We start from the raw sequence: 25,815 nt of genomic DNA, 5'->3' as shown, positions 1-25,815 counted from the left end.
GAAAGCGCCCCGGCTAACTGCCGGGGCTCTCTTCCTGCATCGCGAGTTGGTCAGAAACCGATGAACCGCGCGGCTTCCTCCACGCTCTTGCGTTCGCTGACCACCGCGTTGGCGGGGAAGCTTTCGTCGGGCCAGCCAAGCGCGACCGCTTTCATAATGACCTGATCGTCGGGGATGGCGGCGTGTTCGCGCACCACCGGGCTTTGCATGATACCCTGACTGTTGATGACGCAGCCGAGCCCGCGGCTCCACGCTGCGTTGACCAGCGCTGTGGTGACGGCACCGCAATCGAAGGCACTGTCGTCGCTGTCAGCCAGTTCGCGATCATAAGCGACGATTATGCACACCGGCGCGTCGAACTGGCGGAAACCGCGCAGAACCCAGTCCTGCCGTTGTTCCTTGTTGTCGCGTTCGATCCCCATTGCGCTGAATAACTGTTTGGCAACGCCCACCTGTCGCTCACGGTGAACTCCGGTGAAAGGCTGGCCACGGCGGAATTCGCGGCTGTCGGGCACCCCGGCAAGAATGTTGTCGGTATTGCCCTTGCGAATGCGATCGAGCGGTTCGCCGGTGATGACATGGAAGTGCCAGGGTTGCGAATTCATCGACGATGGCGAACGCATCGCCAGCGCCAATATCTCCGCGATCAGTTCGCGGGGAACGGGTTTATCGAGGTATCCACGGATAGAGCGACGGCCGAGTACGACATCGTCGTAGGGCGGAGACTGGGGTATTTCTGGCATGGGGCGCACAGTTAGCGCGCTTTACGTGCAAGTAAAGTGTGCAGGTAAGACAGGTGGTTGCCGGCACTCTCCGAATTGCGGCGAACGCGCGCCATTAGCATTCGACCGCGCCGATCGGTCAGAAGATTGTCTTGCCGACCTGGACCTGCATGAACTGCGGTTGCCCTTTGGGTGCCCCATGCAACTGTTCCAATGGATAGCTGCCTTGCGGCAACGCACCCAGCGGCATCCCGGCGGCGGCAAGTGCGTAGGGGCTGGCGCGGTGCCGAGTACACAAGCCACCGGCACCATCGTTGACCAGCGGGGTTTCGAATTCCACCCCGATCTGCGCCCCTTCGGACCGCGCTACTTCGCAAACCACCAGTTGCCCGGCACCGAGATCGAGCACCAGAGGGGTGCCGACGGGCACACCGACCAGTCCTTCGATGAAGGCACCCGTCGCGGACAAGTCGCGGATGACCGCTTCGTAGCGATAGTCTTCATGGATCAGACCGATCCGGCGGAACATTGCGCGCCGATCCGGGCGGTGCTTGTCCGGCCCGCTCGGTTCGATCCTGAATTCGCCCGAATTGATATGATCCAGCACAACCGCCTGCGGCATCGCCCTGGCATAGAGCCAGCCCTGAACCAGCGTGGCGCCTTTCTGTTTCACCACATTGAGCTGATCGAACGCCTCTACCCCTTCGACAGTGGTTTCCATACCCAGCGCTTTCGACAGGCCGATGATCGCCGTGATGATCTTGGCGCTGTTCTGATCGTTCATCGTGCACGAATCGACGAAGCTCTTATCGACCTTGAGCTTGTCGAACGGGGCAGAGCGCAGGTAGCTGAGCGAGGAATAGCCGGTTCCGAAATCGTCGAGCGCCAGACGCACTCCGATTTCTTTCAACTGGTTGAAAGTGGCTTCGGTTGCGTCGTTGTCGCCCATGAAAACGCTTTCGGTCAGTTCCAGCTCCAGCCGATCCGGTGCGATCCCGCTGGCGGCGATGGCACCGGCAACCTGCTCAACGAAGCCGTTGGCGACGAACTGGCGGGGCGAGACGTTTACTGCGACGCGCACCGTCTCGGGCCACTCCATCGCGTCGCGGCAGGCCTGATGCAGCGCCCATTCGCCCAACGATGAAATCAGGCTTGTCTCCTCTGCCACGGGAATGAACGTTGCCGGGCTGACCCAGCCGCGTTCCTCGTGTTCCCAGCGCATCAGCGCTTCCATGCCGACTACATGGCTGTCTGCGATCCGTACGACAGGCTGATAGTGCAGTTGCAATTCGTCCGCGTCGAGCGCCTCGCGCAGATCGTCGAGCAAGAGCTGTCGTTCCTGTTCCTCGTCGTGCAAATCGGCGGAGTAGAACCGGAACTGCCCGCGTCCGCCATTCTTGGCAGCATAGAGCGCCAGATCCGATGCACGAACCAGCTCTTCGGTTTCAAGCCCGTCATAAGGGGCGATGGCGATGCCGACCGATGTTCCAATGATCGCGCGCTTGTCGTCGATGGTATAAGGCTGCGAAACGATCTGGATGATCTTGTCCGCCAGCTCGCCCAGCTTACCCCGATCGTCCAGATCGGGCAGGATAATCTGGAACTCATCGCCACCCAGTCGACCGATCTCGCCCCGATTTCCGATCGCACTGTGCAGCCGTGCCGCGACTTCCTGCAACAAAGCGTCGCCCGCAGGGTGGCCCATTGTGTCGTTGACCTGTTTGAACCGGTCGAGATCGAGCATTATCAGCGCACAACTGCGCTTTGCTGCTTTGTATGCTGCCAGAACGCTGTCGAGCCGCCGTGTCATCCGGTGGCGATTGTACAGGCCGGTCAGGGAATCGAATTCCGCCAGACGCGTGTCTTCTATCTTGCGCTGGTATTCCACCGACACGTCGGTCGCCATCCCGCGATAGCCGTGGAAATTGCCCTCTGCGTCGATCCTGGGCTGGGCCGAAAGCGAGAGCCATACGGTGCGGGATGTTTCTTTCGCCTGAGGCAGAGCGCAGCGCACGACGAAGGCTGACAGCTTGTTGCGGGCATTGAGCTGGAAGCCGAGCGGACGGCCCGCACGGTCGTCCGGGTCTTGCGGGTCGGTTTCGAATAACGCCGTCAGCGGCTGACCCAGCAGCGAGGGCAACGGGATGCCCAGCTTGTCCGCTGCGCCGGGCGAGAGATAGCTGAGGGCGTTATCGCTATCCGAAGACCAGATCCACGCGATGTCGGTCTGTTCAAAATCGTCGAGCACAGCGAGGCGCAGGCCATCGGCGGTAACCGGACGGTCATCGACAAGGGGTTGCGCCCCGGAAAATCCCTTCAGCAGCTTTCGCACGGTTTCCGAATATCCAGCCTGTCGTTCCGGGACATTCCGGAAACGCCTGGAATTCAGTGCATTATAATGGTTTATATCTGCCTAAATCGTCGTCGATAGCTGTCGATTTATAGGCTGCCATTTCAGGCAGCTTCGCGCAGTTCCATGTCGAGCCGATCCCAGATTTCCACCAGCGCAGACACCAGTTCGCGCATCATCTCTTCCGAGTGAGCCGGGCCGGGGGTGAAGCGCAAACGCTCTGTCCCGCGCGGTACGGTAGGGAAATTGATCGGCTGAACATAGACGCCATATTCCGCCAGCAGGATGTCGCTGATCCGTTTGGCCTTCACCGGATCGCCTACCATCAGCGGCACGATATGCGTGGTGCTGTCCATCACAGGCAGCCCGGATTCGCGCATCAGGTCTTTCAGCCGCTGCGCCGCTGCCTGCTGCCCGTCACGCTCCGCGCTCGACGATTTGAGGTGGCGCACCGATGCCAGCACCCCGGCCACCAGCACAGGGCTGAGCGAAGTGGTGAAGATAAAGCCCGGCGCATAGGAACGGATCACGTCGATGATCTTGCGATCCGCCGCGATATAGCCGCCCATAACGCCGAACGCCTTGCCCAGCGTGCCTTCGATAATATCGATCCGGTGAGCGGCTTCGTCACGTTCGGTGATCCCGCCGCCACGTTCGCCATACATGCCCACGGCGTGCACTTCGTCGATATAGGTCAGCGCGTTGTACTTGTCCGCCAGATCGCAGATCGCGTGAACTGGCGCGATATCGGCATCCATCGAATAGACGCTTTCGAACGCGATCAGCTTGGGCGTTTCGGGATCTTCCGCGGCCAGCAATTCTTCCAGATGGGCGACATCGTTGTGCCGCCACACGCGCTTTTCACAGCCCGAATTGCGAATGCCCGCGATCATGCTGGCGTGATTGAGTTCGTCGGAAAAAATTACGCAGCCCGGCAACAGCTTGGCCAGCGTGGACAGCGTTGCATCGTTGGAGACATAGCCGCTGGTGAAGAGCAGGGCGGCTTCCTTGCCGTGCAGGTCGGCCAGCTCGTTTTCCAGATCGACGTGGTAATGGGTGTTGCCGCCGATATTGCGGGTGCCGCCCGATCCGGCGCCGACGTCGTGCAGTGCCTCTTCCATCGCGGCGATCACTTTGGGATGCTGACCCATCGCGAGATAGTCGTTGGAACACCAGACGGTTACCGGTTTCGGCCCGTTATGTCCGTGGAAACAGCGCGCATTGGGAAATGCACCCTTGTTTCGCAGGATGTCGATGAAAACGCGGTAACGACCTTCGGAATGGAGGCGGTCGATCGCCTGATCGAAGATCTGATTGTAATTCACTTGCCCGATAGTCACTGACACTGTCCAAGCCTGCGCCGGTCCCGTCACCGGCCGAATGCGATCAGCCGGTTACGCTTCTTGGCGCGATTATGCCACAGCGATCTTTGCGAACCGTTCGCGATTAGAACAGGGCGGCGTTTTCTATTCCGTAACGGGACAGAGCAGGGGCCAGTGCAGGGTCGGGCGCGGCAGTGAATACCGCGTGATCGGCGGTGTCGCGGCTAAAATCCTGCCCTTGCGTGAGGCTGGCGATGCGGCGGGCAATTCCGGCAGCCCCGTCGATAAAGCGCACCTGCGGCCCGAATGCTGCCGCCAGTTCTTCCGTCAGCAGCGGGAAATGGGTGCAGGCGAGCACCACGGTGTCGATCTCTGCCCCGCCGGGTTGGCTGCGAAGGCCGCTGACTGCCTCGGAAATGGCACCCGGATCGACCGCCTGACCGCGCAATTTTGCCTCCGCTGCGGCCACCAGCCCCGGCGCGCCGAAGCGCAGCAGCCGCTTGTCGGCGGCAAATTCCGCTTCGAGTCGGTCGACGTACCCTTGTCGGATGGTGGCATGCGTGCCGAGCAGGCCGATCGTTCCGCTGCGCGTCATCGCGGCGGCGGGCTTGATCGCTGGGACCGTGCCGACGATGGGAATGTTGAGCACTTCGCGCACCATACCCAGCGCAATCGTGCTGGCGGTGTTGCAGGCGATAGTAGCAAGGCGTGGGCGATACCGCTCGCTCATCCGCCCAAGCAGACCCGCCACCCGCGCGGCAATCTGCGCTTCTGTCTTCTCGCCATAGGGCAGGCCAGCCGTATCGGCGGCATAGATCACCGGGGCCTGCGGCAGAACCTTCCGCAGTTCAGCCAGCACAGTCAGCCCGCCGACACCGGAATCGAACAGCAGGATCGGGGCGGCGGGATCGACGATCAAGAAAAGAAACTCCGTATCAGCGAGACTTGCTGCTTGCGAACCTGTGCGAAGCGACAATCCCTGTTGTGGCGAGCGATTGAGCGTTTAAGTACACTGTGCGTCGACCACAAGCGCGGGGCGACACATAAGGGGCACGGCCAGGGGGCAGATATGACTATCGAAACGATCTACGCGGCGGTGCTGGGCTATGTGCTGGGTTCGATCCCGTTCGGCCTGTTGCTGGCGCGGATGGCCGGGCTGGGCGATGTGCGGAATATCGGCAGCGGCAATATCGGCGCAACCAATGTCCTGCGGACCGGCAATAAAGGCGTGGCCGCTGCGACACTATTGATGGATCTGGCCAAGGGGCTGGCGCCTGTTTTGATCGCCAAGGCGATATGGCCCGGCAGCGAAGGCGTTGCGGCGGTGGCGGCGGTGCTGGGGCACTGTTTTCCCGTCTGGCTGGGCTTCAGGGGCGGCAAGGGCGTGGCCACCAATGCGGGTGTCAGCTTCGGGCTGGGCTGGCCCATCGGGCTGGCCTATGCGCTGGTCTGGCTGGGCATGCTCGGTGTGCTACGGATCAGCTCTGTCGCCGGGATGAGCGCGGTGGTCGCCGCTGTGATTGCCGCGGCGTTGCTCGGATATCCGCAATACGTGGTGCCGCTGGCGCTGATCGCTGTGGTTGTCCTGTGGCTGCACCGCGCCAATATCGCCCGCCTGATGCGCGGCGAAGAACCGAAAGTCGGCAGCAAAAAGTGAGCGACAGCGCGCTGTCGCAGGCGGAGGCATTTGCCCGTATCCGCCTGCTGCGATCCCCCAATATCGGCCCGGTCAGTTACGCACAGTTGCTGCGCCGCTATGGCTCTGGCGAAGCGGCGGTGGCGGCTTTGCCCGAACTGGGTACGCGCGGCGGGCGTGCTTATCAGGCGGTATCGGCCGAACGGATCGCGGATGAAGTCGCCGCTGTCCGCAAGGCAGGGGCGCGGTATCTGTTTCACGATCAGTCGGGGTATCCCGCACTGCTGGCCGAAACGCCGGGTGCGCCACCAATCCTGACCTGTCGGGGCGATGTGTCGCTAGCGTCGCGCCCGTGCGTTGCGATGGTCGGTGCGCGCAACGCCTCTGCCGCTGCGGTCAAACTGGCGCGCGAGTTCGCCGCTGCGCTGGCCGAAAGCGGGTTTGTGATCGTATCGGGTCTGGCGCGGGGGATCGACGGGGCTGCACATGAAGGGGCTTTCCCCGCGACCATTGGTGTGATCGCCAGTGGGATCGATATCGCTTACCCGCCACAGCATAGCGACTTGCAGGAACGGATCGCCAGCGATGGCCTGCTGCTGGCCGAACAGCCGCCGGGGACAGAGCCGCGCGGCAGCCATTTTCCCAGCCGCAATCGCATCATCGCCGGGCTCGCCGCCGGTACGCTGGTGGTGGAGGCGGCGCCCAAGTCGGGCAGTCTCATCACGGCGCGTCTGGCGGGCGAGGCCGGGCGCGAAGTGATGGCGATCCCCGGCAGCCCGCTCGATGCGCGCAGTCAGGGGTGCAATCGGCTGATCCGCGACGGTGCGGTGCTGGTGCAATCGCCGGACGATGTGATCGAGCTGTTGAGCGGATTCGATGGTCTGCCGCATTCCTCTTTCCGCGATACCGCTACTGTGTTTCGCTTCGACGATAGCGACGATTTGGCGGTCGCAGAACCGGCGGATATTGTCACGCTGCTCACCAGCGCACCGGTAGCGGTGGACGAATTGATCCGCCAAACAGGGGAAAGCGGCGCGGCGGTGCAGCTTGCATTGCTGGAACTGGAAATCGCCGGTCGGCTGGAGCGACATGCAGGCGGGCGGGTATCGATTAGTGACTGAATGGAAACGGGGGTATTGATGAGCGTAGATAGACAAATCGGTTTTGCCGATATTCTCAGCCAAACGATGGAAACACTGTCGGCAGGCGTCAGGGCGGCTGCGATATATGTCGTGGTCGTCGGGGCGCTGGGGGCCGCGGGGGTGCTCACTGATTTGAATGGGGCGGAAACGGATGTGTTCTTCGGTTTCCGAAGTGGTTTCATCTATTCCGCCGATGATGGGATTGTGTCTGCTCTGTTGCAGTTTGCCGCCTGGATTGCATCGGTCATCGGCGGATATCTGCTTGTAAAGACGTTCCTGCTGGAGCGAGGTGCTGCCGTCGATTCTCGCAACCGTTTCTGGGCCTATATCGGGATGAGCATTGTTTCGACGATCGGAACGGTGCTGGGATTTCTTCTTTTCATCGTGCCTGGCATTATCATCGCAGTACGCTGGATCGCATCCAGCGGTTTCTTGGTGGGTTCGAACGAAGGCCCGATCGATAGCCTGCGCGCAAGCTGGGAAGCTACACGAGGGCACAGTTGGCCGATCTTTTTTGCCGGAGTCTTGTTGATGATTGGCTATGCCGTCGTGATAGCTTTCTTTGCTGGCATCTTCGGTCAGACCGGTATGGATCGAGGTGTCGAGATGATTACGAAGTTCGTCGAACCACTTGCCTCGGTGCTAACGACTGCACTGGGCGTTTCGGTGTATCTGCTGGTCAGCGACCGCAGCAAGGAAGTCAGCGATGTCTTTACCTGATGCAACCCGCTTGACGAACAGCGAAAACTGCCGCCACCCTCGCGCGTACATACACGTACACACGTAAGGACCGACTGCTTTCCCTATGCAACTCGTTATCGTCGAATCGCCGGCCAAGGCGAAAACCATCGAGAAATACCTCGGCAAGGACTACAAGGTTCTCGCCTCATACGGCCACGTCCGCGATCTGCCGCCCAAAGATGGCAGCGTGCGGCCGGATGAAGAGTTCGCGATGGACTGGGAAGTCTATGCCGACAAGCGCAACCGCGATCAGGTGAAGGCCATTGCCGATGCGGCAAAGCAGGCCGACCGCCTGATCCTCGCGACCGACCCCGATCGCGAGGGGGAGGCGATCAGCTGGCACGTGATGGACCTGCTGAAGAAGCGCAAGGCATTGCCCGCCGATGTCGAACGGGTCACGTTCAACGCGATTACCAAGGCGGCAGTGACCGGGGCGATGGAGAAACCGCGCGCGCTCGATCAGGATCTGATCGACGCCTATCTCGCCCGTCGCGCGCTCGATTACCTGTTCGGCTTCACGCTCAGCCCGGTGCTGTGGCGCAAGCTGCCCGGTGCCAAGAGCGCGGGGCGTGTGCAATCGGTGGCGCTGCGCCTGATCGTAGAGCGCGAGCGCGAAATCGAAGCGTTCGTGCCGCAGGAGTACTGGTCGGTCGTCGCGCATATGCAGCACGATGGAACTGCGTTCGATGCGCGGTTGGTGGCGTTCGACGGCAAGAAGCTCGACCGCCTGAGCATTGGTGAGGAAGGTACTGCCAGAGCCGCGCAGAAAGCGGTCGAAGAAGGCCGTTTCACGGTTGAGGATGTCGAGACGAAGCCGCTCAAGCGCAATCCGGCACCGCCGTTCACCACCTCGACGCTTCAGCAGGAAGCTGCCCGCAAGCTGGGCTTTTCCGCCAGCCACACGATGCGCTGCGCCCAGTCGCTCTACGAAGCGGGTGCGATCACTTATATGCGTACCGATGGTGTGCAGATGGATGGCAGCGCCATTTCTGCCGCACGCAAAGCGATAAGCGATCGTTATTCCGGGCACTATCTGCCTGAAAAACCGCGTATCTATCAGACCAAGGCCAAGAACGCGCAGGAAGCGCACGAGGCAATTCGTCCCACCGATTTCAGCCGCGACCGCGCTGGTTCGGGGGACGAAGGCAAGCTGTACGATCTGATCTTCAAACGCGCGATGGCCAGCCAGATGGCGGCGGCCAATCTCGAACGCACGACCGTGACGATGCGTGACGGCACCGGGCGTCACGAACTGCGCGCGACCGGGCAGGTGGTGAAATTCCCCGGCTTTTTGGCGGTTTACGAGGAAGGGCGCGATCAGAAGTCCGAAGATGACGACGATGGCCTGCTGCCGATGATGCGGCAGGGCGATGTGCCGCACAAGAACGGCGTCGATGCCACGCAGCACTTCACGCAACCACCGCCGCGCTTTTCCGAAGCGAGTCTGGTCAAGCGCCTTGAAGAACTGGGCATCGGGCGCCCTTCGACATATGCCTCCACCATTCAGACGCTGCGTGATCGCGATTACGTTCGGATGGAGAAAAACCGTTTCTTTGCAGAGGAATCGGGCCGGTTGTTGACGGCATTCCTCGAGCGATTCTTCGAACGCTACGTCGCCTACGACTTTACCGCCGGGATGGAAGACGAGCTGGATGAGGTGTCCGGCGGACGTGAGGAATGGAAGACGCTGCTGGAGGGGTTCTGGCGCGATTTCAAACCGAAAACCGATGAAGTGATGGAGCGTAAGCCTTCGGAAGTGACCGAAGTGCTCGACGAATATCTCTCCGACTATCTGTTTCCCCCCCGCGGCGACGGGAAAGACCCGCGCACCTGCCCGCTATGCGAACAGGAAGGGCGCGATGGGGGGCGGCTGGCTCTGCGTGGCGGGCGCTATGGCGCGTTCGTCGCCTGCGCCAACTATCCCGAATGCAAGTTCACTCGCCGCTTCGCGCAGCCGGGCGGCGATGGCGACAGTGGCGAGGAAGACGGTATCCTCGGCAAGCACCCTGAAACGGGCGAGGAAATCCACCGCAAGACCGGTCGGTTCGGCCCCTATATCCAGATGGGCGAGGGCAAGGAGGCCAAGCGCTCTTCCATCCCCAAGGACTTGCCCGATTTCGATCTGGAATGGGCGATCAAGCTGCTGGAATTGCCGCGCATCGTCGGGCAGCATCCCGAAACGGGCAAGGATATCGAAGCGAATATCGGGCGTTACGGGCCATACCTGCGCCACGATGGCAAATATGCCAAGCTGTCGGGCACGCGCGACGTGTTCGATACGGGCATGAATGCGGCGGTGACGCTGCTGGCCGAAGCAGCCAACCGCAAGGGCGGCACGCGCGCCAAGGCGGAGCCGATCAAGACGCTCGGCACCCACCCCACCAGCGGCGGGGAAATCAAGGTGATGCCGGGACGCTATGGCCCCTATGTCACCGATGGCACGACCAACGCGACCATCCCCAAAGATGTGAAGCCGGAGGACGTCACCGAAGCGCAGGCCATCGAACTGATCGATGCCCGCGCGGCAAAGGGGACTACCAAGAAGAAGGCCGCGAAGAAGAAAGCGCCTGCGAAAAAGAAGGCACCGGCCAAGAAGAAGGCACCTGCTAAGAAAGCGAAAGCGGAAGAGTAGTCGACGCGTGAATGGCGCGCCCGGCCGTTATAGCCGGAACCAACCCACTACAAGGCTGCCCGCAAGCACCGCCATGCTGGCTGACAGTGCCAGCACGGCGGGCTTTGCCTGACGCCCGCCGTAGGCGACGGTCGCACCCAGCTTCACCGCCATATTGGCAAGGATCGTCCCGGCCAGCGCCAGCGCGGCGAGGGCTGGGGTAATCGCACCCGGTTCCAGCCCGCCAGCGGTGACGATAGCCGCGTCGACATCCATTGCGCCCATCAGCAGCAGCAGAACGGCAATTCCCTGTTCCCCGAACTGGCTTTCTCCCCACCGGGCGACGACAGCGGCAATCGCTACGAATGCCACAAACGTAAATGCAGGCAGCATCGCAATCGGATTGCCAGGCATAACCGGTTGGCTGTCCGGCTGCGCCCGGCGATAGAGCAGCAGGCTGATCGCCAGCGTTGCCAGCATTGGCGGAATGACGAGCATTGTGAAGGGCACCAACAGCGGCGTTGCGATTACACCGACCAGGATCAGAACGCGCAGATACATCACTGTGCTGGCAAGCACGATCCCGGCATTCTCGGCCCCGCCGCCATTGCCCGCGCCAAGCCTCTGAGCGAATGAGTAAGTGACCGCTGTCGAACTGTAAGCGCCCCCGATAATCGCCGTCGCGATGGTCCCGCGTCTGGCGCCGAACATGCGGTTGGCGACATAGCCGACGAAAGAAAATCCGGTGACGGCAATGACGACCAGCCACAACGTATGCGGATCCCACGCATCGTAAGGTCCATAATGCCCCTCCGGCAAAAACGGATAAACTGCACCGGCAATGACGGCGTAGCGGGCCAGAGCCTTGATATCCGCTTCGTCCAGTCGCTGGAGGAAGCCGTGCAATTCCGCGCGCAGGGCCAGCGTAAGCGTCATGATTGTGGACCCGGCGATGGCCAGCGCCGGATATCCCGCCCCGGCCGCAAAGCCGAGAGCGATAGTGACCAGCGCCGCGACCGACGTGGTGGCATCGGGTTTGCCGTCGCGGTCCACAGCACGGGCATATCCGATCAGCACGATGCCGATGGCCCCGATGAGCAGAGCGCCCCCGGCAAGGGCAAGGCTGCCTTGCGTCATCAGGCCCGCGATGCCGGTGAGAAGGCCGAGCAGCGTGAATGTGCGTATTCCCGCAACGCGCATCCCATCGGGCTCGTCGCGCAGTTTCCACCCGCGCTCTATTCCGATCAGCAGGCCCGCTGCGAAGGCTGCACCGACATTCAGGATTTGCTGATCGAAGTTCATGTCAGATTCGGAATTCGGTTTTAGCCTGCAAGCAAGCGATTACCTGCGGCATTGCCGCTATCGCACAGTGATCTACTTCACCCAATCCAGCCCGATCTCTTCGTAAATCTCGCGGCTTTCAGCCCAGTTTTCTTCCACTTTCACGTGGAGGAACAGGTGCACCTTCTGCCCCAGCACTTCGCTCAGTTCCTTGCGCGCCGCTTCGCCAATGGCCTTGATCTTCGATCCACCTTTACCCAGCACGATAGCCCGCTGATTGTCGCGGGTGACGACGATCTGCTGATGGATTTCCACGCTGCCATCTTTGCGGTGAGCATAGCTTTCGGGACGAACGGCGCTGTCGTAGGGCAGTTCTTCGTGCAATTGGCGGTAGAGTTGCTCGCGGGTGATTTCGGTGGCGAGCAGTCGTTCGCTGGCGTCGGACACCTGATCTTCGGGATAGTGCCACGGGCCTACGGGCATCGCAGCGGCAAGCGCGGCTTTCATCTCCGTCACGCCATCTCCGGTAAGCGCGGAGACGAAGAACACTTCGGCAAAATCCGCCTTCGCGGTCAGCTCCTGCGCCAGAGCCAGCAGCGGTTCCTTCTTGGCCGCATCGACTTTGTTGAGCACGAGGATTTTACGTTCGGGCCGGTTGGCGAGCGCCTCCAGCAGCGGTTCGAGTTCATGCCGACGCTGCTTGATCGGATCGACCACCAGCAACACGGCATCGGCGGCCTCCGCACCTTCCCATGCCGCGCTGACCATTGCCCGATCGAGCCGCCGCTTGGGTGCGAAGATGCCGGGGGTGTCGACCAGAATCATCTGCGTGGGCGCGCCATCGGGGGCATCGGCCAGTGCGATGCCCAGCATTCGCGCGCGGGTAGTCTGCGCTTTGGCCGAAACGATGGCGACTTTCTGCCCCACCAGCGCGTTGACCAGCGTGGACTTGCCCGCGTTGGGCGCGCCGATCACGGCCACAAGGCCGCAACGGGTGTCGCTGCCGGATGGGGTGGGGGAAAGGGCGGTGTCGCTCATCCGAATTGCTCCATAAAGGCTTGTGCGGCGGATGTTTCCGCATCCTGCTTGCTAGTGGCGGTGCCTTCCGCGCTGCCAACGCCGCCTACGGTCACGCGAACGGTGAATTTTGCCCGATGGTCGGGGCCCGACCGGTCGACCAGTTCGTAAGTCGGCGGTTTGCGCCGGTTGCCCGCGGCCCATTCCTGCAAGGCCGACTTGGGATGTTTGGAACGCCCGCTGGCACCATCGACCGACTTCTTCCACAATTTGCGAACAAGCTGGCGCGATGCTTCGAATCCGGCCTCGCGATGATTGGCGCCCAGCAGCGATTCCATCACATCGCACAGCACGTTATCGCTTTCGTGTGCGCCATCGTCGCGCGCTTGTTTGCCCAATCGCACATGTTTGGGCACGCCGATTTCGCGGGCTATGCGGGCGCAGGTGTCGCGGCTGACCAGAGCATTGAACCGCTGCGCCAGTTGCCCTTCGTTGCCGTTGCTGTTTTCAAACAGCCATTCGGCCATCGAGAGGCCCAGTACGCGATCGCCAAGGAATTCGAGCCGTTCGTAATTGGGGCGCACATTGAGGCTGCCGTGAGTCAGCGCCTCCAGCCATATGTCTTCGCTTTGCACGGAAAAGCCGATCTGTTCGAGCCAGACGCGGGTTTGCGGCCAGAGATCGCTCACATCGTGTCTCCGATACGGTTCCAGCGGGCGGCGGTGAACCATGTCCACGGCTTCAGCCAGCGCGCCGAACCGTCGGTGGACCACATCATCACCGTGGCCCGGCCGACCAGCATTTCCTGCGGCACCATGCCGACCCCGCCGCCAGAGCGCGCCGCGAACCGGCTGTCTTCCGAGTTGTCGCGGTTATCGCCCATCACGAATATGTGCCCGGCGGGGACAGTGACCGGTCCGAAATTGTCTTGCGGGGTTGGCCCGAAATCGAGCGTATCGTAGCTGCGCCCGCCGGGCAGGGTTTCGCGGTATTGCGTATAGACGCAGGCCGCGCCTTCGCCGGCAGGGACGGTCTGCCCGCCCCACGCGCAGCTTGTATTATCCGACAGCGGAATGGCGAAATCGTTTTCCCGCACCCGCTGCACCGGCTTGCCGTTGAGGATCACCTGACCGTTCCGCATTGCCACAGTGTCGCCCGGCAGGCCGATCACGCGCTTGATATAATCGACCTTGTCGATCGGGTGCTTGAAGATCACCACGTCGCCCCGTTCCGGCTGACCGGCCAAAATCCGGCCCGGAATCAGCGGGGCATCGAGCGGGAGCGAATAGCGCGAATAGCCATAAGGCCACTTGGCAGCGATCAGATAATCGCCTTTCCAAAGGCCCGGTAGCATCGATTCACTGGGAATCGAGAACGGCGAAAACACGAAACTACGAAACGCCAGAACGATTATCGCCAGTTTGAAGACGAACCACAGGAACGAACCGATCGTTTCCTTCTCCGGTTCCTGCTTTTTGCCGGGCTGGTTTTGAGCAACCTGGGCGGCAGTTTCGCTGCCGGGCGAAGTGGCGGTCTGGTCGGTCATGCGGCGGCCGCGATGCAGTTCATGAATTATCGTCCTGAAAATCTGTGCTAACGATTGCCCCTGCAGTGCAGGTTACTACCGTTGCATTCGTATTGCCGAGGTAGTCGAGGGCGCACGCGCTTGCAAACATCGCTGCAGTCCCTAGTCGTGACCATGCGAAACAGGAAAGGAATTTTCACGTGACCGACTCCGCCGCCATCTGGACTGCGATCGAAAACGCTCCGCGCCCCACGCTGGAGGATTTGTTCGCCGCCGATGCGGATCGGGTTGCGTGCCTTTCGGCCCGGATCGAGTGGGGCGAAGATGAATTCGCGGGCGGAATGCTGCTCGACTGGTCGAAAACCCATCTGAATGACACGCTTCTGTCCGCGTTCGAAGAACTGGCCGATACCTGCGGTTTTGCGAGCAAGCGCGCTGCGCTGCTCGACGGGGAACGGGTGAATGTGACCGAAGGGCGGGCCGCCGAACACACCGCGCAGCGAGGCGTCGGTTCGGATGCCTCGGTGGAAGAGGCGGCGGCGCTCCATGCGCGGATGCAAATGCTGGTGGAGGCGATCCACGGCGGCGCGCTGGGTGAAATCAGCCACCTGATCCATATCGGCATCGGCGGCTCGGCGCTGGGGCCGAAGCTGGCGATTTCGGCGCTGTCACGCGATCTGTCGCTGGTCGATGTCCATGTGGTGTCGAATATCGATGGCGTTGCGCTGGAAGATGCCTTTGCCGCATGCGACCCGGCGACCACGCTGATCGCTGTCGCCAGCAAGACTTTCACGACTATCGAAACGATGACCAACGCCGAAAGCGCGCTGAAATGGCTGCGCGACAATGGCGTGGACGATCCCTCTGGCCGGGTTATCGCGCTGACCGCATCGCCGGAGAAGGCGGTGGAATGGGGCGTGGATGAAACGCGCGTGTTGCCGTTCCCGGAAAGCGTGGGCGGGCGGTACTCGCTGTGGTCCAGCATCGGCTTCCCGGTCGCGCTTGGCGTGGGTTGGGACGATTTCGAAGCGATGTTGGCCGGTGCACAGGCGGTGGACGAACATTTCCGCGATACCGACGGGCGCGCCAACCTGTGCCTGCGCGCGGCCTTTGCCGATCAGTTCTACACCCGCGTGCTTGGCTGCCAGACGCGCGCTGTGTTTGCCTATGACGAGCGGCTGGCGCTGTTCCCCGACTATCTCCAGCAGCTCGAAATGGAATCGAATGGCAAGCGGGTGACTGCGGAAGGCAAGCCGGTGTCCGGCCCGACCGCCCCGATCACGTGGGGCGGGGTGGGCACCGATGCCCAGCATGCGGTGTTCCAGTTGCTGCATCAGGGCACCGTGACTGTGCCGATCGACTTTATCGCCAGCATCGCGCCCGGCGACCAACTCGATCCCGCGCATCATTCCATTCTGCTGACCAACTGCTTCGCACAAGGGGCGGCGCTGATGGCGGGTGGCAACATGGCGGCGGATGGCAAAGACCCGGCGCGCGCCTTCCCCGGCAACCGCCCCAGCGCGACGATCCTGTGCGACGATCTGGATGCAGTCACGCTCGGCGCGCTGATCGCATTCCACGAACACCGCACCTTCGCCAACGCCGTGCTGATGGGGATCAACCCGTTCGATCAGTTCGGGGTCGAACTGGGCAAGAAAATGGCCAGGGATATCGAAGCGGGCGGCGGCGATTTCGACGCCAGTACAAAGGCATTGCTGGATGCGGCGGGATTGGGGTAGTAGTAGGTCGAACGACAGTATTCAGGATGGGCCTGTTAAGTGATGCAGCGCATATATAACCTATTTATTTTTACAGTTATAACATGCATTGTTTCTGTTCCTGTCCATGCGGAAAATCGCCGGTCCGAACATCAGTGGTCGCTAATCCCATCCGATAGATCGTGTTTGATTGAATACAATGAATCAGCAAGAGGTGCTCGCTTTTCTTATGAGGTTTACCCTGACGGAGAAGTGCTCGTCGGCGTACTTTTTCCTGAATGGGATCCCGATGCCTATACGGAGAGCGAAGAACTAGCGCCAATGATCATAAGCTATGGCGCAAAGTCGTTTGTCGTGGGTGATGAAATTGATTCGTTAGTTGGTAGAAAGATCGGCTGGCATGAAAAGCTGGAGCCGAGCGATTTTGCCATCTTTCAGGACTATGATGCAATAGAAATAAAAGATGGGCGTTATCGCATGACGATATCGACTGTAGGCGTGAATGATATTCGCACTGATTTTGCGAAATGTCTCGTGGAATTAACAAAAATGCCGACGCTACCGGGTTTCGATCACAGTAGTGAGTACGCTCAAAAGGCACTGGATGCGACAGTGATCGCTATGAGTAAGCCGCGCAATAAAGAGCTTGTCATCAACGTGAATGAGGCAGGAAAGGTCGTGGGGTGCCGAGCGATTCCTGATTTGTCTGAGAGCCAAGAACTCGAGGCTGCGTGTACTGCGTTCAGGAATGTCCGTTTCAGGCCTTCTCTTGATAGTGCAGGGAAGCCTACAAGCGGTGAATGGATCGCGTTCGCGAACTACAGCCACCGACCTGATTGATGGCAAGATCTATAACTACCTATCTCGGCACCTTTCATCCAGTTTGGCAATTTGATTGACTTTTGTGCTGCACTGCACCACATGGCGTTTCATCGAAGCGCCTTGCAGCGTGAACAGGCGGTTTCCGCCCCGGCAGTGCTTCGGTTCCAATTGACTGACTACCCTTTTCACGCGGGTCGTTGACGGAACCTTCCCGGTTCCACCACCCGCTGCTCCGCGCACCCGCAATGGGTCGGCGCGTCGCCGCATATATGTGCGAGTAAACACACAATGACATTCGAAGAACTCGGGCTGTCGCAGCCCGTCCTTCAGGCGCTGGACGAACAGAATTATACCACGCCGACTCCGATTCAGGCGCAGGCCATTCCGCTGGTGCGGGAAGGGCGCGACCTGTTTGGTATCGCGCAGACCGGCACCGGCAAGACTGCCGCTTTCATGCTGCCCAGTATCGACAACCTGCGCGACGCTGACAAGCAAACGCCGTTCAAATCCTGCCGTATGCTGGTACTGGCCCCGACCCGCGAACTGGCCGGGCAGATTGCCAAATCCGCACTCGATTACGGCGGCTTTACCGGCCTGCGTGTGCAGTGCGTCGTCGGCGGCACCTCGGTCGGCAAGGACCGTAACAAGCTGCATCGCGGCACCGATATTCTGGTGGCGACGCCGGGCCGTCTGCTCGATCTGATCGACCAGAAGGCATTCCGTCTCGACGGAGTGGAAATCCTCGTGCTCGACGAAGCGGACCAGATGCTTGATCTGGGCTTCATCCATGCGCTGAAGAAGATCGTCGCGTTGCTGCCGGCCAAACGGCAAACCCTGCTGTTCTCAGCTACGATGCCGCAATCGATTCGCGATCTGGCGGGCCGCTATCTGCATGAACCGGAACACGTTTCAGTCGCGCCGCAGTCCTCCACCGCCGAACGGGTCGAACAGTTTGTGACCCGTATCAATCAGGATGAGAAGCAGGCGCTGCTCAACCTGATGTTGCAAGGGCGCTATCACCAGTGCGAGAATATGGACCGGGTGCTGGTATTCACCCGCACCAAACACGGCGCCGACCGTGTCGTGAAGAAGCTGGCGCAGGAAGGCGTCGAAGCCAACGCGATCCACGGCAACAAGAGCCAGCCGCAGCGTGAGCGTGCACTGTCGCTGTTCCGTTCGGGCAAAGTGCCGGTTCTGGTCGCGACCGACATTGCTGCACGCGGGATCGATATTCCGGGCGTGAGCCATGTCATCAACTACGAACTGCCCAACGTGTCGGAGCAATATGTCCACCGCATCGGCCGCACCGCGCGTGCCGGGGCCGACGGCATTGCGCTGACACTGTGCAGCGATGACGAGCGGGCATACCTGCGCGACATTCAGAAGCTGACCGGTGTGACGCTCGAGCGTCTGCCGTTGCCCGATGATTTCCGTGCCGTGATAGAAAATGCCCCTATCGTGAAGCCGAAAGGTAATCCCGGTCAGGCGCAGCAGGGCCGTTCGAAGAAAGTTCAACCGCGCCCGCTGGGCGGCAAGCCGGGGCAGCGGCAGGGCGGTGGCCGTAAAGACGGCAATCGTGGCGATGCCGGCCGTGGCGACGCCGGTCGTGCCGAGGGTGCACCCCGTCAGGGTAAGCCCGGCGGTGGCAACCGGCGGCGGCGCAATCGCAATGGCGGCGGTGGTCAGGGCGGCTCGCGTCGTTCGAGCAGTGGCCAGTCTCACGGCTGATAGAGTCTTTCATGCCGGTCGGCCATTGAGTTAGCCGACCGGCCCCACCATATGCGCCCCCTTATCAAAGGAGACGCACATGCCCGACATCTACGATTACGACCTGTTTGTTATTGGCGCGGGGTCGGGGGGTGTCCGGGCGAGCCGGGTGGCGGCAAGTCATGGTGCGAAAGTCGCAGTGGCGGAGGAGCACCGGGTCGGCGGCACTTGCGTGATCCGTGGCTGTGTCCCTAAGAAAATGCTTATCTACGGCGCGCATTTTGCCGAAGATCTGGAAGATGCGAAGAACTTTGGGTGGACCATTGAGAACCCGAAGTTCGACTGGCCGACCTTGCGCGACAATGTGCTGAACGATGTCGACCGGCTCAACGGGTTATATACCAACACGCTCGATAATCACGGGGTCGAAGTCATCCTTGAACGGGCGGAGCTGACCGGGCCGCATGAAATCACGCTGTCGGGTGGCCGGACCGTAACTGCGAAATATATCCTGATTGCCACCGGTGCACGGCCCCATCTGCCCGATTGTGCAGGCAACGAACTGGGCATCACCAGTAACGAAGCGTTCCACCTCGATAAACTGCCCAAGCGTATTCTGATCGCTGGCGGCGGTTATATCGCCAACGAATTCGCAGGCATTTTCAACGAATTCGGGGTGAAGGTCACGATCATGACCCGTTCCGATCAGATGCTGCGTCAGTACGATGAAAGTCTGCGCGAACGGCTGTTGCATATTTCAATGCTCAAAGGGATCGATTTCCGTTTCAATGCCGAATTCAGAGGCATTGAGAAGAAAGGCGACTGTCTGGTCGTTTCGATGACAAATCATGAGGATATCGAAACCGATTGCGTGATGTATGCCACTGGCCGCGTCCCCAATACAGAGGGGTTGGGGCTGGACGTTGCCGGTGTCGAATTGGGGGACGCGGGCGAAATCGTCGTCGATCGCTTTAGCAAAACCAACGTCGATCATATTTATGCCGTGGGCGATGTCACCAACCGGGTGCAGCTTACCCCGGTGGCGATCCGCGAAGGGCAGGCATTTGCCGATACCGTGTTTGGCGGCACGCCAACGGCGGTCGATCATAACTGCGTGCCCAGTGCCGTATTCAGTCATCCGCCGCTGGCCGGTGTGGGGCTGACGGAGAAAGAAGCGCGCACCCAATACGGTTCGGTGAAAGTGTACGAAAGCGATTTTCGCGCGATGAAAAACGTGCTTGCCGGGCGCGACGAACGCTCGCTTTACAAGATGGTGTGCGAAGAAAACTCGGGCAAAATTTTGGGGATTCACATGATCGGGCCCGACGCAGCAGAGATCATGCAGGCGGCTGCTGTCGCAGTGAAAGCCGGACTGACGAAAGCCGATTTCGATGCAACAGTGGCCATCCATCCGACGATGGCGGAGGAGCTTGTGCTACTGAAATAGCATGACCGCTTCGGTCGAACAAAATTGGGATCGATACGAAGTAAAGGAAATACCGAAATGACTCGAACCGCACTAGTGACCGGAGGAACCGGCTATATCGGCGGTGAGGTGATCGCTCAGTTGCTGGATGCAGGCTGGCGCGTGCACACCACAGTTCGCAACGTAGCCAAGAGCGAACCGCGCCTGCGCGCCCGCTGGCCGGACGCAGGCGATCGACTGGCAGTGTTTCAGGCCGATCTGCTGTCGGACGACGGCTGGGCGGAAGCCAATGCCGGATGCGACGCGGTTGCACACGTGGCATCTCCGTTTCCGCTGAGTGTGCCCAAACATGCCGACGAACTGGTGATACCTGCGCGTGAAGGCACTTTACGGGCGCTGCGGTTTGCGGTGGATGCGGGGATCGACCGGTTTGTGCAGACCAGCTCTGCGGCAGCTATCGCCTATGGTCAACCGGGCAAAGATCGCTTCGACCATACCGACTGGACCGACCTGACTGCCGGGGTTCCACCATATATCGAATCCAAGACCGTGGCCGAACGGGCTGCGCGCGATTGGGTGGCGGTGCACAAGCCGGATCTCACGTTTTGTTCGATCAACCCGGTTCCTGTATTGGGGCCTGTGGCGAGCGGCGATCTGTCCACCTCTGTCGAAATGCTCAAGCGGCTTGTCGATGGGGCGGTGCCGCTGATACCCAATATTGGCCTGAGCGTGGTCGATGTGCGCGATGTCGCGAAGATGCACGTGCTGGCGATGCAAGCACCCGCCGAAACGGTGCGGGGGGAGCGCTTTCCTGCGGCGGAAAGTTTCCTCTGGTTTGCCGATATGGTCGCAATCGTCCGTCAGGAAACCCCCGAATTTGCAGATAAGTTGCCCACCCGGCGGATGCCCGATTGGCTAGTGAAGCTGCTCCGCCCGTTCAGTGCCGATTTCAAACAATTGGCGAGCGAGCTGGGGGCCAGGCGCGATGTTTCGGGGCAACATGCGGTGGACCTGTTGGGGATGCAATATATTCCCGCAAGGCAATCGATTGCCGATACCGTACGCAGTTTGGCGGCACAGGGTATCGTGAAAAGCTGACCGCTCGGCGGGACGTTTTCTGTAGGCGACGAGCCGTTTGGTTTGCCGGTTGTGTTGCATCCGGCACAGGCGCAGCAAGGCGGTGTGAAAATTCGCCACGTATTTCCGCTCGCTCTGCTTGCCGCCTGGCCGGCCCCTGCCTTTGCCCATGGCGACGTCGTATCCGAAAATACTTCGCCATGGGCAATGTGGCAGATTTCGCCGGAGATCATCATCGCGCTGCTGCTGGCCGGATTGGTTTATTGGCGCGGTAGCCGCCACGGGCTAGTGCACGAGAAATGGCGAATCGCAGCCTTTTTCGGCGGATTGCTGGCATTGTTCGTTGCGCTCGTTTCGCCCGTAGAAGAACTGGCGGACCACATCTTCGCGGTGCATCAGGTCGAGCATATGCTGCTGCGGACCATTGCGCCGATGCTGCTGTTCCTCTCGCGTCCGCAGGCAGCGTTCGTGCGCGGACTGCCGCCGGGTGTTTCCCGGTTCTTTGCCGGGCGGGGCTGGCTGCGTGGGATCATCGATGCGCTGCGTTTTCCGCCGGTTGCCACCACGCTGTTTCTCGCGGCCAGCTATTTCTGGATGTACCCGGCATTCCACGACATGGCGATCCTCGACAAGCCTATCCATTATCTGTGGCATGTCAGCCTGCTGGTCACTGGCTTGCTGTTTTTCTCGGTCGTGTTCGACCGTCGTCCCGCACCGCACGGGGCGGGGCTGGGAATGCGGATTTCGATGGTCGTGGTCGCGGCGCTGGGGAACATTATCCTTGGTTCGATCCTGACGTTCAAAGGGATGCCGCTCTACTCCGCCTATCTCGAACTCGGCCATATGTGGCACGTCTCGATGCTCAGTGACGAACAGACCGGCGGGCTTATCATGTGGATTCCCGGCACGATGATGTTTGCGGTGTCCGCATTGATCGTGATCCATCGCTGGGCAAGCGAGGAAACTCGCATTGCCGATCGGCGCGAGCGCACCGGGCGGGGCGGAGCCGTGGCGAAAACGAGCAACGGCGCACTGGCTCTGGGGTTGGCGTTGTTTTCTTTGCTGATGCTGTTGCTGGCGGTGAGCGTTGTGGCCGTTATCGATCACCCGCATTCGCAGCAGCGCGATTTCGGCATGGCAGGCGCGATCCCCGGCTAGCCAATCCGGTAAGGCACCACTCCGCGCCGGTCGGGATCGACTGCTATGGGGCGGTCGCTGGGGGGGAAGGCGCGCTGATCGCAATCGTCGCGTGGGCAGATGCGACACGATGCGCCGATACGGGTCGCTGCCTGATCGGATGTCAGATCGAGCCCATCGGCATAGATGAATTCGCGCGCATGTTCGGTCTCGCAGCCAAGTGCCACGGCATAACGGCGCGGGATACGGTCGAACCGGCCGGAAGGCTTCACCAGCCCCTTCGCCATTGAGACATAGCGCAGGCCATCGGGCGTTTCGGTAAGCTGCACCAGTATCCGGTCGGGGATCGCTACCGCTTCGTGGACGATCCACAGCGGGCAGGCACCGCCGAAGCGGGCGAATTGCAACCGGGTGGCGCTGTGCCGCTTGGTAATGTTGCCCGCCATATCGACGCGGCAGAAGAAGAATGGCACGCCGCGCGCTCCGTCACGCTGCAATGTCGACAGCCGGTGGCAGGTCTGTTCGAAGCTGGTTCCGAACTGTTGCGCCAGGCGGTCGATATCGTGGCGCAAAGCACGGGCATCGTGGCGAAACCTCTCGTAAGGCATCAACAAAGCACCCGCCGCATAATTGCTCAGCCCCACGAACAGCAATTGCCGTGCAGCGGCAGTGCGGAGATGAGCGGTTTCCACCACTGCTGCGATTTCGTCTCTCAGGGCGAGCGAAACGAGCTGGTGGGCGAGCTGAAACCGGCGGCTTTCAACGGGCAGGCCGGGGTCGATCACCAGATGGCGCATCGAATCGTCGAATTCGCGCAATCCCCGGTTGTGGGCATAGAGCAGCGATACCGACAGAGCACCACGCAAGTGATCTTCAATCGCGTCGATACCCGGCGAAGGTGCGTCGCGCGCCAGTTTCCGTGCCAGCGCCTCTGCCGCCCGGTCCACCGGATCGATATAGTTATTGGCGAAGTGAAACCAGTCGCGCACTTCTTCCCACGGCAGGCGGGTGGCGCTCTGATCGTTGGTCAGTGCTTCGTCGATCATCTCAAGCCTTTGCCCGGTGCGCCGATATGCCTCGTGCAAGGCGATAAATCGCTGGGCGAGGGCGGGCTGTTGCTCGGCAATGCGGGTTAGTGTTTCGGCGGGCAGCGGTTCGTCGAACAACGGATCGGCAGTCGCTTCGCCGAGGGCTGCCGCCAAAGTGCCGCGCGCGTCGCTGGCCGGTTCGCTCCAGTCGAGCGGAAATTCGCTCGCCAGCCGTGCCAGCAGGCGCGGCGTGAGCGGGCGGTCGTCGTTTTCGAGTTGCGAGAGATAGCTGGCGCTGATCCCCAGCCGTGTCGCCATTTCGCCTTGCCGCAAATGCGAGGTGCGCCGCAAATCACGCAATGCAGGTCCGGCGAAGATACGACGTGCAGACATAGTCCCTCCAGGAGACGGGCCGGATAGTTTGCAAAGTCAGACTTTGCAACTTTGCAACTTCACATTGGACTCATGCTCGTCCGGTCGGCATGGCGAATGCTCGTCATTTTCTGGAGAGACCATGTCCGCCAATATCGCCGAAATGGAACGTCGCCGCGAAGCCGCTCACCTTGGCGGTGGGCAGAAGCGGATCGACGCGCAACATGCCAGGGGTAAGCTGACCGCGCGTGAGAGGCTCGATATCCTGCTTGACGAAGGTAGCTTCGAGGAACTCGATACTTACGTTGTCCACGACTGCATCGATTTCGGGATGGCGGAAAAGCAGATTCAGGGCGACGGTGTCGTCACCGGCAGCGGCACGATCAACGGTCGCCTTGTGTATGTATTCAGTCAGGATTTCACTGTCTTCGGTGGATCGCTGTCGAAGCGCCATGCGGAGAAAATCTGCAAGGTGATGGATACCGCGATGAAGGTCGGCGCCCCCGTCATCGGCCTGAACGACAGCGGCGGTGCGCGTATTCAGGAAGGCGTCGCCAGTCTGGGCGGCTATGCCGAAGTGTTTCAACGCAACGTGCTGGCGAGCGGCGTTGTCCCGCAGATCAGCCTTATCATGGGGCCGTGTGCCGGCGGGGCGGTCTACTCGCCGGCGATGACCGACTTCATCTTCATGGTGGAAGACAGCAGTTATATGTTCGTCACCGGGCCGGACGTGGTCAAAACGGTGACCAATGAAGTCGTGACGCAGGAAGAACTGGGTGGGGCGAAAACCCACACCACCAAGACCAGCGTGGCAGACAACAGCTTCGAAAACGATATCGAAACCCTGCTGGCTACGCGCAACTTCTTCGATTACCTGCCGCTTTCCAACCGTGAGGCAGTGCCTGAACGGCCGACCAACGATCCGTGGGACCGGCAGGAAGATAGCCTCGATACGGTGGTTCCGGCCAATGCCAACCAGCCTTACGATATGCACGAAGTGATCCGTAAGACGCTGGATGAAGGCGACTTCTTCGAAATTCAGCCGGGCCATGCGGGTAATATCCTGTGCGGTTTCGGGCGGATAGAGGGGCGCACAGTGGGGGTCGTCGCCAATCAGCCGATGGTGCTGGCCGGGGTGCTCGATATCAATTCATCGAAGAAGGCGGCGCGGTTCGTGCGGTTCTGCGATGCGTTCGATATTCCGATCCTGACATTTGTCGACGTGCCCGGCTTCCTGCCCGGCACCGCGCAGGAGCATAACGGGATCATCAAACACGGTGCCAAGCTGCTGTTCGCCTATGCCGAAGCGACCGTGCCCAAGATCACCATCATTACCCGCAAGGCCTATGGCGGCGCATACGACGTGATGGCCTCCAAGCATTTGCGCGGCGATCTCAACTACGCATGGCCGACCGCTGAAATCGCAGTGATGGGCGCGAAAGGCGCGGTGGAGATTATCTTCCGGCAAGACATGGGCGATCCCGACAAGATTGCTGAGCGGACCAAAGAATATGAAGACCGCTTCGCCAATCCCTTCATCGCGGCCCAGCGCGGCTATATCGACGAAGTCATCCACCCGCACTCCACCCGCCGTCGTGTCGCCCTCGGATTGAGGAAGCTACGCGGGAAGCAGTTGGAGAACCCGTGGAAGAAGCATGACAATATTCCGTTGTGAGGTGATGAAATGAAACTCGGACGTATGAACCACCTCGGCTACGCGGTGCCCGATCTCTCCGCTGCTATCGTGCATTATCGCGATGTTATGGGCGCGGAAGTCGTTACCGAGCCCTTCGATATGGAGGAGCAGGGGGTGAAGGTTTGCTTCGTCAATACCCCTGGCCATGACGGGACCGAGGGGACGCAGGTCGAACTGTTGGCTCCGCTCAGCGATGCCAGCCCGGTGGCAAATTTCATCGCCAAGAACCCGCTTGGCGGCCAGCACCACGTTTGTTTCGAAGTGCCCGATATCGAAGCCGCTCGCGCTGAGTTCGAGGGAATGGGTAAGCGTATTCTCGGTCCTACGCGGATCGGCGCGCATGGCACCCCGATCTTTTTCGTCCATCCCAAGGATATGCTGGGAATGCTGACTGAGATCATGGAAACCCCGAAAGAGGGCGCGCACTGGTCGAACTGATGAAATGCTCCTTCCTTCACATGGGAGGGAGCCGAGGCGGCGCATCG

At 60.8% G+C, this 25,815-nt stretch carries 21 protein-coding genes; 12 read left to right on the top strand and 9 right to left on the bottom strand.

Features of this window, described 5'->3' with window-relative positions:
• Positions 1–50 precede the first annotated feature (50 nt).
• The 4 genes from CV013_RS13395 to murI all read right to left on the bottom strand — a co-directional run bounded on the left by CV013_RS13395 (position 51) and on the right by murI (position 5,313).
• Positions 51–743, bottom strand: a complete 693-nt coding sequence (locus CV013_RS13395; RefSeq protein ID WP_102156191.1) for a nitroreductase — start codon at positions 741–743, stop codon at positions 51–53.
• Positions 744–861: 118 nt separating this feature from the next.
• Positions 862–3,054, bottom strand: a complete 2,193-nt coding sequence (locus tag CV013_RS13390; RefSeq protein WP_102156190.1) for an EAL domain-containing protein — start codon at positions 3,052–3,054, stop codon at positions 862–864.
• A gap of 122 nt (positions 3,055–3,176) precedes the next feature.
• Positions 3,177–4,397: a 5-aminolevulinate synthase gene (gene hemA, locus CV013_RS13385; RefSeq protein WP_102156250.1), complete on the bottom strand. Its 1,221-nt coding sequence runs from the start codon at positions 4,395–4,397 to the stop codon at positions 3,177–3,179.
• A 121-nt stretch (positions 4,398–4,518) separates the two neighbouring features.
• The gene (gene murI / locus CV013_RS13380) at positions 4,519–5,313 is read right to left on the bottom strand and encodes a glutamate racemase (RefSeq protein WP_102156189.1); all 795 of its coding nucleotides are present in this window, start codon (positions 5,311–5,313) and stop codon (positions 4,519–4,521) included.
• Positions 5,314–5,463: 150 nt separating this feature from the next.
• Here murI and plsY point away from each other — a divergent pair, with 150 nt between their 5' ends.
• The 4 genes from plsY to topA all read left to right on the top strand — a co-directional run bounded on the left by plsY (position 5,464) and on the right by topA (position 10,545).
• Positions 5,464–6,051, top strand: a complete 588-nt coding sequence (gene plsY / locus CV013_RS13375) for a glycerol-3-phosphate 1-O-acyltransferase PlsY (RefSeq protein ID WP_102156188.1) — start codon at positions 5,464–5,466, stop codon at positions 6,049–6,051.
• Positions 6,048–7,151 carry a DNA-processing protein DprA gene (gene dprA / locus CV013_RS13370; protein WP_102156187.1) on the top strand — a complete coding sequence of 368 codons (1,104 nt, stop codon included), beginning with the start codon at positions 6,048–6,050 and terminating at the stop codon, positions 7,149–7,151. Before plsY ends, dprA begins: the two co-directional genes overlap by 4 nt.
• A gap of 18 nt (positions 7,152–7,169) precedes the next feature.
• The gene (locus CV013_RS13365; RefSeq protein WP_157935782.1) at positions 7,170–7,892 is read left to right on the top strand and encodes a glycerophosphoryl diester phosphodiesterase membrane domain-containing protein; all 723 of its coding nucleotides are present in this window, start codon (positions 7,170–7,172) and stop codon (positions 7,890–7,892) included.
• Between the two features lie 85 nt (positions 7,893–7,977).
• The gene (gene topA / locus CV013_RS13360; RefSeq protein WP_102156185.1) at positions 7,978–10,545 is read left to right on the top strand and encodes a type I DNA topoisomerase; all 2,568 of its coding nucleotides are present in this window, start codon (positions 7,978–7,980) and stop codon (positions 10,543–10,545) included.
• 27 nt (positions 10,546–10,572) lie between these two features.
• Here the strand turns inward: topA and CV013_RS13355 are convergent, their stop codons facing one another.
• From CV013_RS13355 to lepB, 4 genes are all read right to left on the bottom strand, one after another.
• Entirely contained in the window at positions 10,573–11,826 is a 1,254-nt protein-coding gene (locus CV013_RS13355) for an MgtC/SapB family protein (protein ID WP_102156184.1), read from the bottom strand.
• A 72-nt stretch (positions 11,827–11,898) separates the two neighbouring features.
• Positions 11,899–12,843: a GTPase Era gene (gene era, locus CV013_RS13350; RefSeq protein WP_102156183.1), complete on the bottom strand. Its 945-nt coding sequence runs from the start codon at positions 12,841–12,843 to the stop codon at positions 11,899–11,901.
• Positions 12,840–13,511 carry a ribonuclease III gene (gene rnc, locus CV013_RS13345; RefSeq protein WP_223805317.1) on the bottom strand — a complete coding sequence of 224 codons (672 nt, stop codon included), beginning with the start codon at positions 13,509–13,511 and terminating at the stop codon, positions 12,840–12,842. The genes era and rnc overlap by 4 nt, the downstream gene beginning before the upstream one ends.
• Positions 13,508–14,368 carry a signal peptidase I gene (gene lepB / locus CV013_RS13340; protein ID WP_102156181.1) on the bottom strand — a complete coding sequence of 287 codons (861 nt, stop codon included), beginning with the start codon at positions 14,366–14,368 and terminating at the stop codon, positions 13,508–13,510. The genes rnc and lepB overlap by 4 nt, the downstream gene beginning before the upstream one ends.
• 179 nt (positions 14,369–14,547) lie before the next feature.
• Between lepB and pgi the strand changes: the two genes are divergently transcribed.
• From pgi to CV013_RS13310, 6 genes are all read left to right on the top strand, one after another.
• Positions 14,548–16,086 carry a glucose-6-phosphate isomerase gene (gene pgi / locus CV013_RS13335; protein WP_102156180.1) on the top strand — a complete coding sequence of 513 codons (1,539 nt, stop codon included), beginning with the start codon at positions 14,548–14,550 and terminating at the stop codon, positions 16,084–16,086.
• A gap of 165 nt (positions 16,087–16,251) precedes the next feature.
• Positions 16,252–16,905, top strand: coding sequence for a hypothetical protein (locus CV013_RS13330; RefSeq protein WP_123639976.1), 654 nt, complete (start codon positions 16,252–16,254; stop codon positions 16,903–16,905).
• A 270-nt stretch (positions 16,906–17,175) separates the two neighbouring features.
• Positions 17,176–18,615 carry a DEAD/DEAH box helicase gene (locus CV013_RS13325; RefSeq protein ID WP_102156178.1) on the top strand — a complete coding sequence of 480 codons (1,440 nt, stop codon included), beginning with the start codon at positions 17,176–17,178 and terminating at the stop codon, positions 18,613–18,615.
• Positions 18,616–18,694: 79 nt separating this feature from the next.
• Positions 18,695–20,041: a glutathione-disulfide reductase gene (gor, locus tag CV013_RS13320; RefSeq protein ID WP_102156177.1), complete on the top strand. Its 1,347-nt coding sequence runs from the start codon at positions 18,695–18,697 to the stop codon at positions 20,039–20,041.
• 57 nt (positions 20,042–20,098) lie between these two features.
• Complete coding sequence (locus CV013_RS13315) at positions 20,099–21,118, top strand: NAD-dependent epimerase/dehydratase family protein (protein WP_102156176.1); 1,020 nt, start codon at positions 20,099–20,101, stop codon at positions 21,116–21,118.
• A gap of 51 nt (positions 21,119–21,169) precedes the next feature.
• Positions 21,170–22,255: a cytochrome c oxidase assembly protein gene (locus tag CV013_RS13310; protein WP_223805330.1), complete on the top strand. Its 1,086-nt coding sequence runs from the start codon at positions 21,170–21,172 to the stop codon at positions 22,253–22,255.
• Here the strand turns inward: CV013_RS13310 and CV013_RS13305 are convergent.
• A complete protein-coding gene (locus CV013_RS13305) occupies positions 22,252–23,655 on the bottom strand; it encodes a helix-turn-helix domain-containing protein (protein WP_102156175.1) in 1,404 nt (467 codons plus the stop codon). The genes CV013_RS13310 and CV013_RS13305 overlap by 4 nt on opposite strands.
• Before the next feature lie 121 nt (positions 23,656–23,776).
• Here CV013_RS13305 and CV013_RS13300 point away from each other — a divergent pair, with 121 nt between their 5' ends.
• Complete coding sequence (locus CV013_RS13300) at positions 23,777–25,309, top strand: acyl-CoA carboxylase subunit beta (RefSeq protein WP_102156174.1); 1,533 nt, start codon at positions 23,777–23,779, stop codon at positions 25,307–25,309.
• 9 nt (positions 25,310–25,318) lie between these two features.
• Entirely contained in the window at positions 25,319–25,768 is a 450-nt protein-coding gene (gene mce / locus CV013_RS13295) for a methylmalonyl-CoA epimerase (protein ID WP_102156173.1), read from the top strand.
• Positions 25,769–25,815: the final 47 nt, after the last annotated feature.

The sequence above is a fragment of the Tsuneonella flava genome (assembly GCF_002870965.1).
GTDB classification, from domain to species: domain Bacteria; phylum Pseudomonadota; class Alphaproteobacteria; order Sphingomonadales; family Sphingomonadaceae; genus Tsuneonella; species Tsuneonella flava.
Note: the sequence above shows the minus strand (reverse complement) of the source record. Positions and strands in the feature narration are given on the sequence as shown.

Excerpts from the sequence above, each read along its gene's own strand:
- CV013_RS13365 (WP_157935782.1), top strand. The coding sequence starts at position 7,170 with ATGAGCGTAGATAGACAAATCGGTTTTGCCGATATTCTCAGCCAAACG.
- era (WP_102156183.1), bottom strand. The coding sequence starts at position 12,843 with ATGAGCGACACCGCCCTTTCCCCCACCCCATCCGGCAGCGACACCCGT.
- CV013_RS13355 (WP_102156184.1), bottom strand. The coding sequence starts at position 11,826 with ATGAACTTCGATCAGCAAATCCTGAATGTCGGTGCAGCCTTCGCAGCG.
- plsY (WP_102156188.1), top strand. The coding sequence starts at position 5,464 with ATGACTATCGAAACGATCTACGCGGCGGTGCTGGGCTATGTGCTGGGT.
- CV013_RS13395 (WP_102156191.1), bottom strand. The coding sequence starts at position 743 with ATGCCAGAAATACCCCAGTCTCCGCCCTACGACGATGTCGTACTCGGC.
- lepB (WP_102156181.1), bottom strand. The coding sequence starts at position 14,368 with ATGACCGACCAGACCGCCACTTCGCCCGGCAGCGAAACTGCCGCCCAG.
- topA (WP_102156185.1), top strand. The coding sequence starts at position 7,978 with ATGCAACTCGTTATCGTCGAATCGCCGGCCAAGGCGAAAACCATCGAG.
- CV013_RS13305 (WP_102156175.1), bottom strand. The coding sequence starts at position 23,655 with ATGTCTGCACGTCGTATCTTCGCCGGACCTGCATTGCGTGATTTGCGG.
- CV013_RS13315 (WP_102156176.1), top strand. The coding sequence starts at position 20,099 with ATGACTCGAACCGCACTAGTGACCGGAGGAACCGGCTATATCGGCGGT.
- CV013_RS13300 (WP_102156174.1), top strand. The coding sequence starts at position 23,777 with ATGTCCGCCAATATCGCCGAAATGGAACGTCGCCGCGAAGCCGCTCAC.
- CV013_RS13325 (WP_102156178.1), top strand. The coding sequence starts at position 17,176 with ATGACATTCGAAGAACTCGGGCTGTCGCAGCCCGTCCTTCAGGCGCTG.
- gor (WP_102156177.1), top strand. The coding sequence starts at position 18,695 with ATGCCCGACATCTACGATTACGACCTGTTTGTTATTGGCGCGGGGTCG.
- mce (WP_102156173.1), top strand. The coding sequence starts at position 25,319 with ATGAAACTCGGACGTATGAACCACCTCGGCTACGCGGTGCCCGATCTC.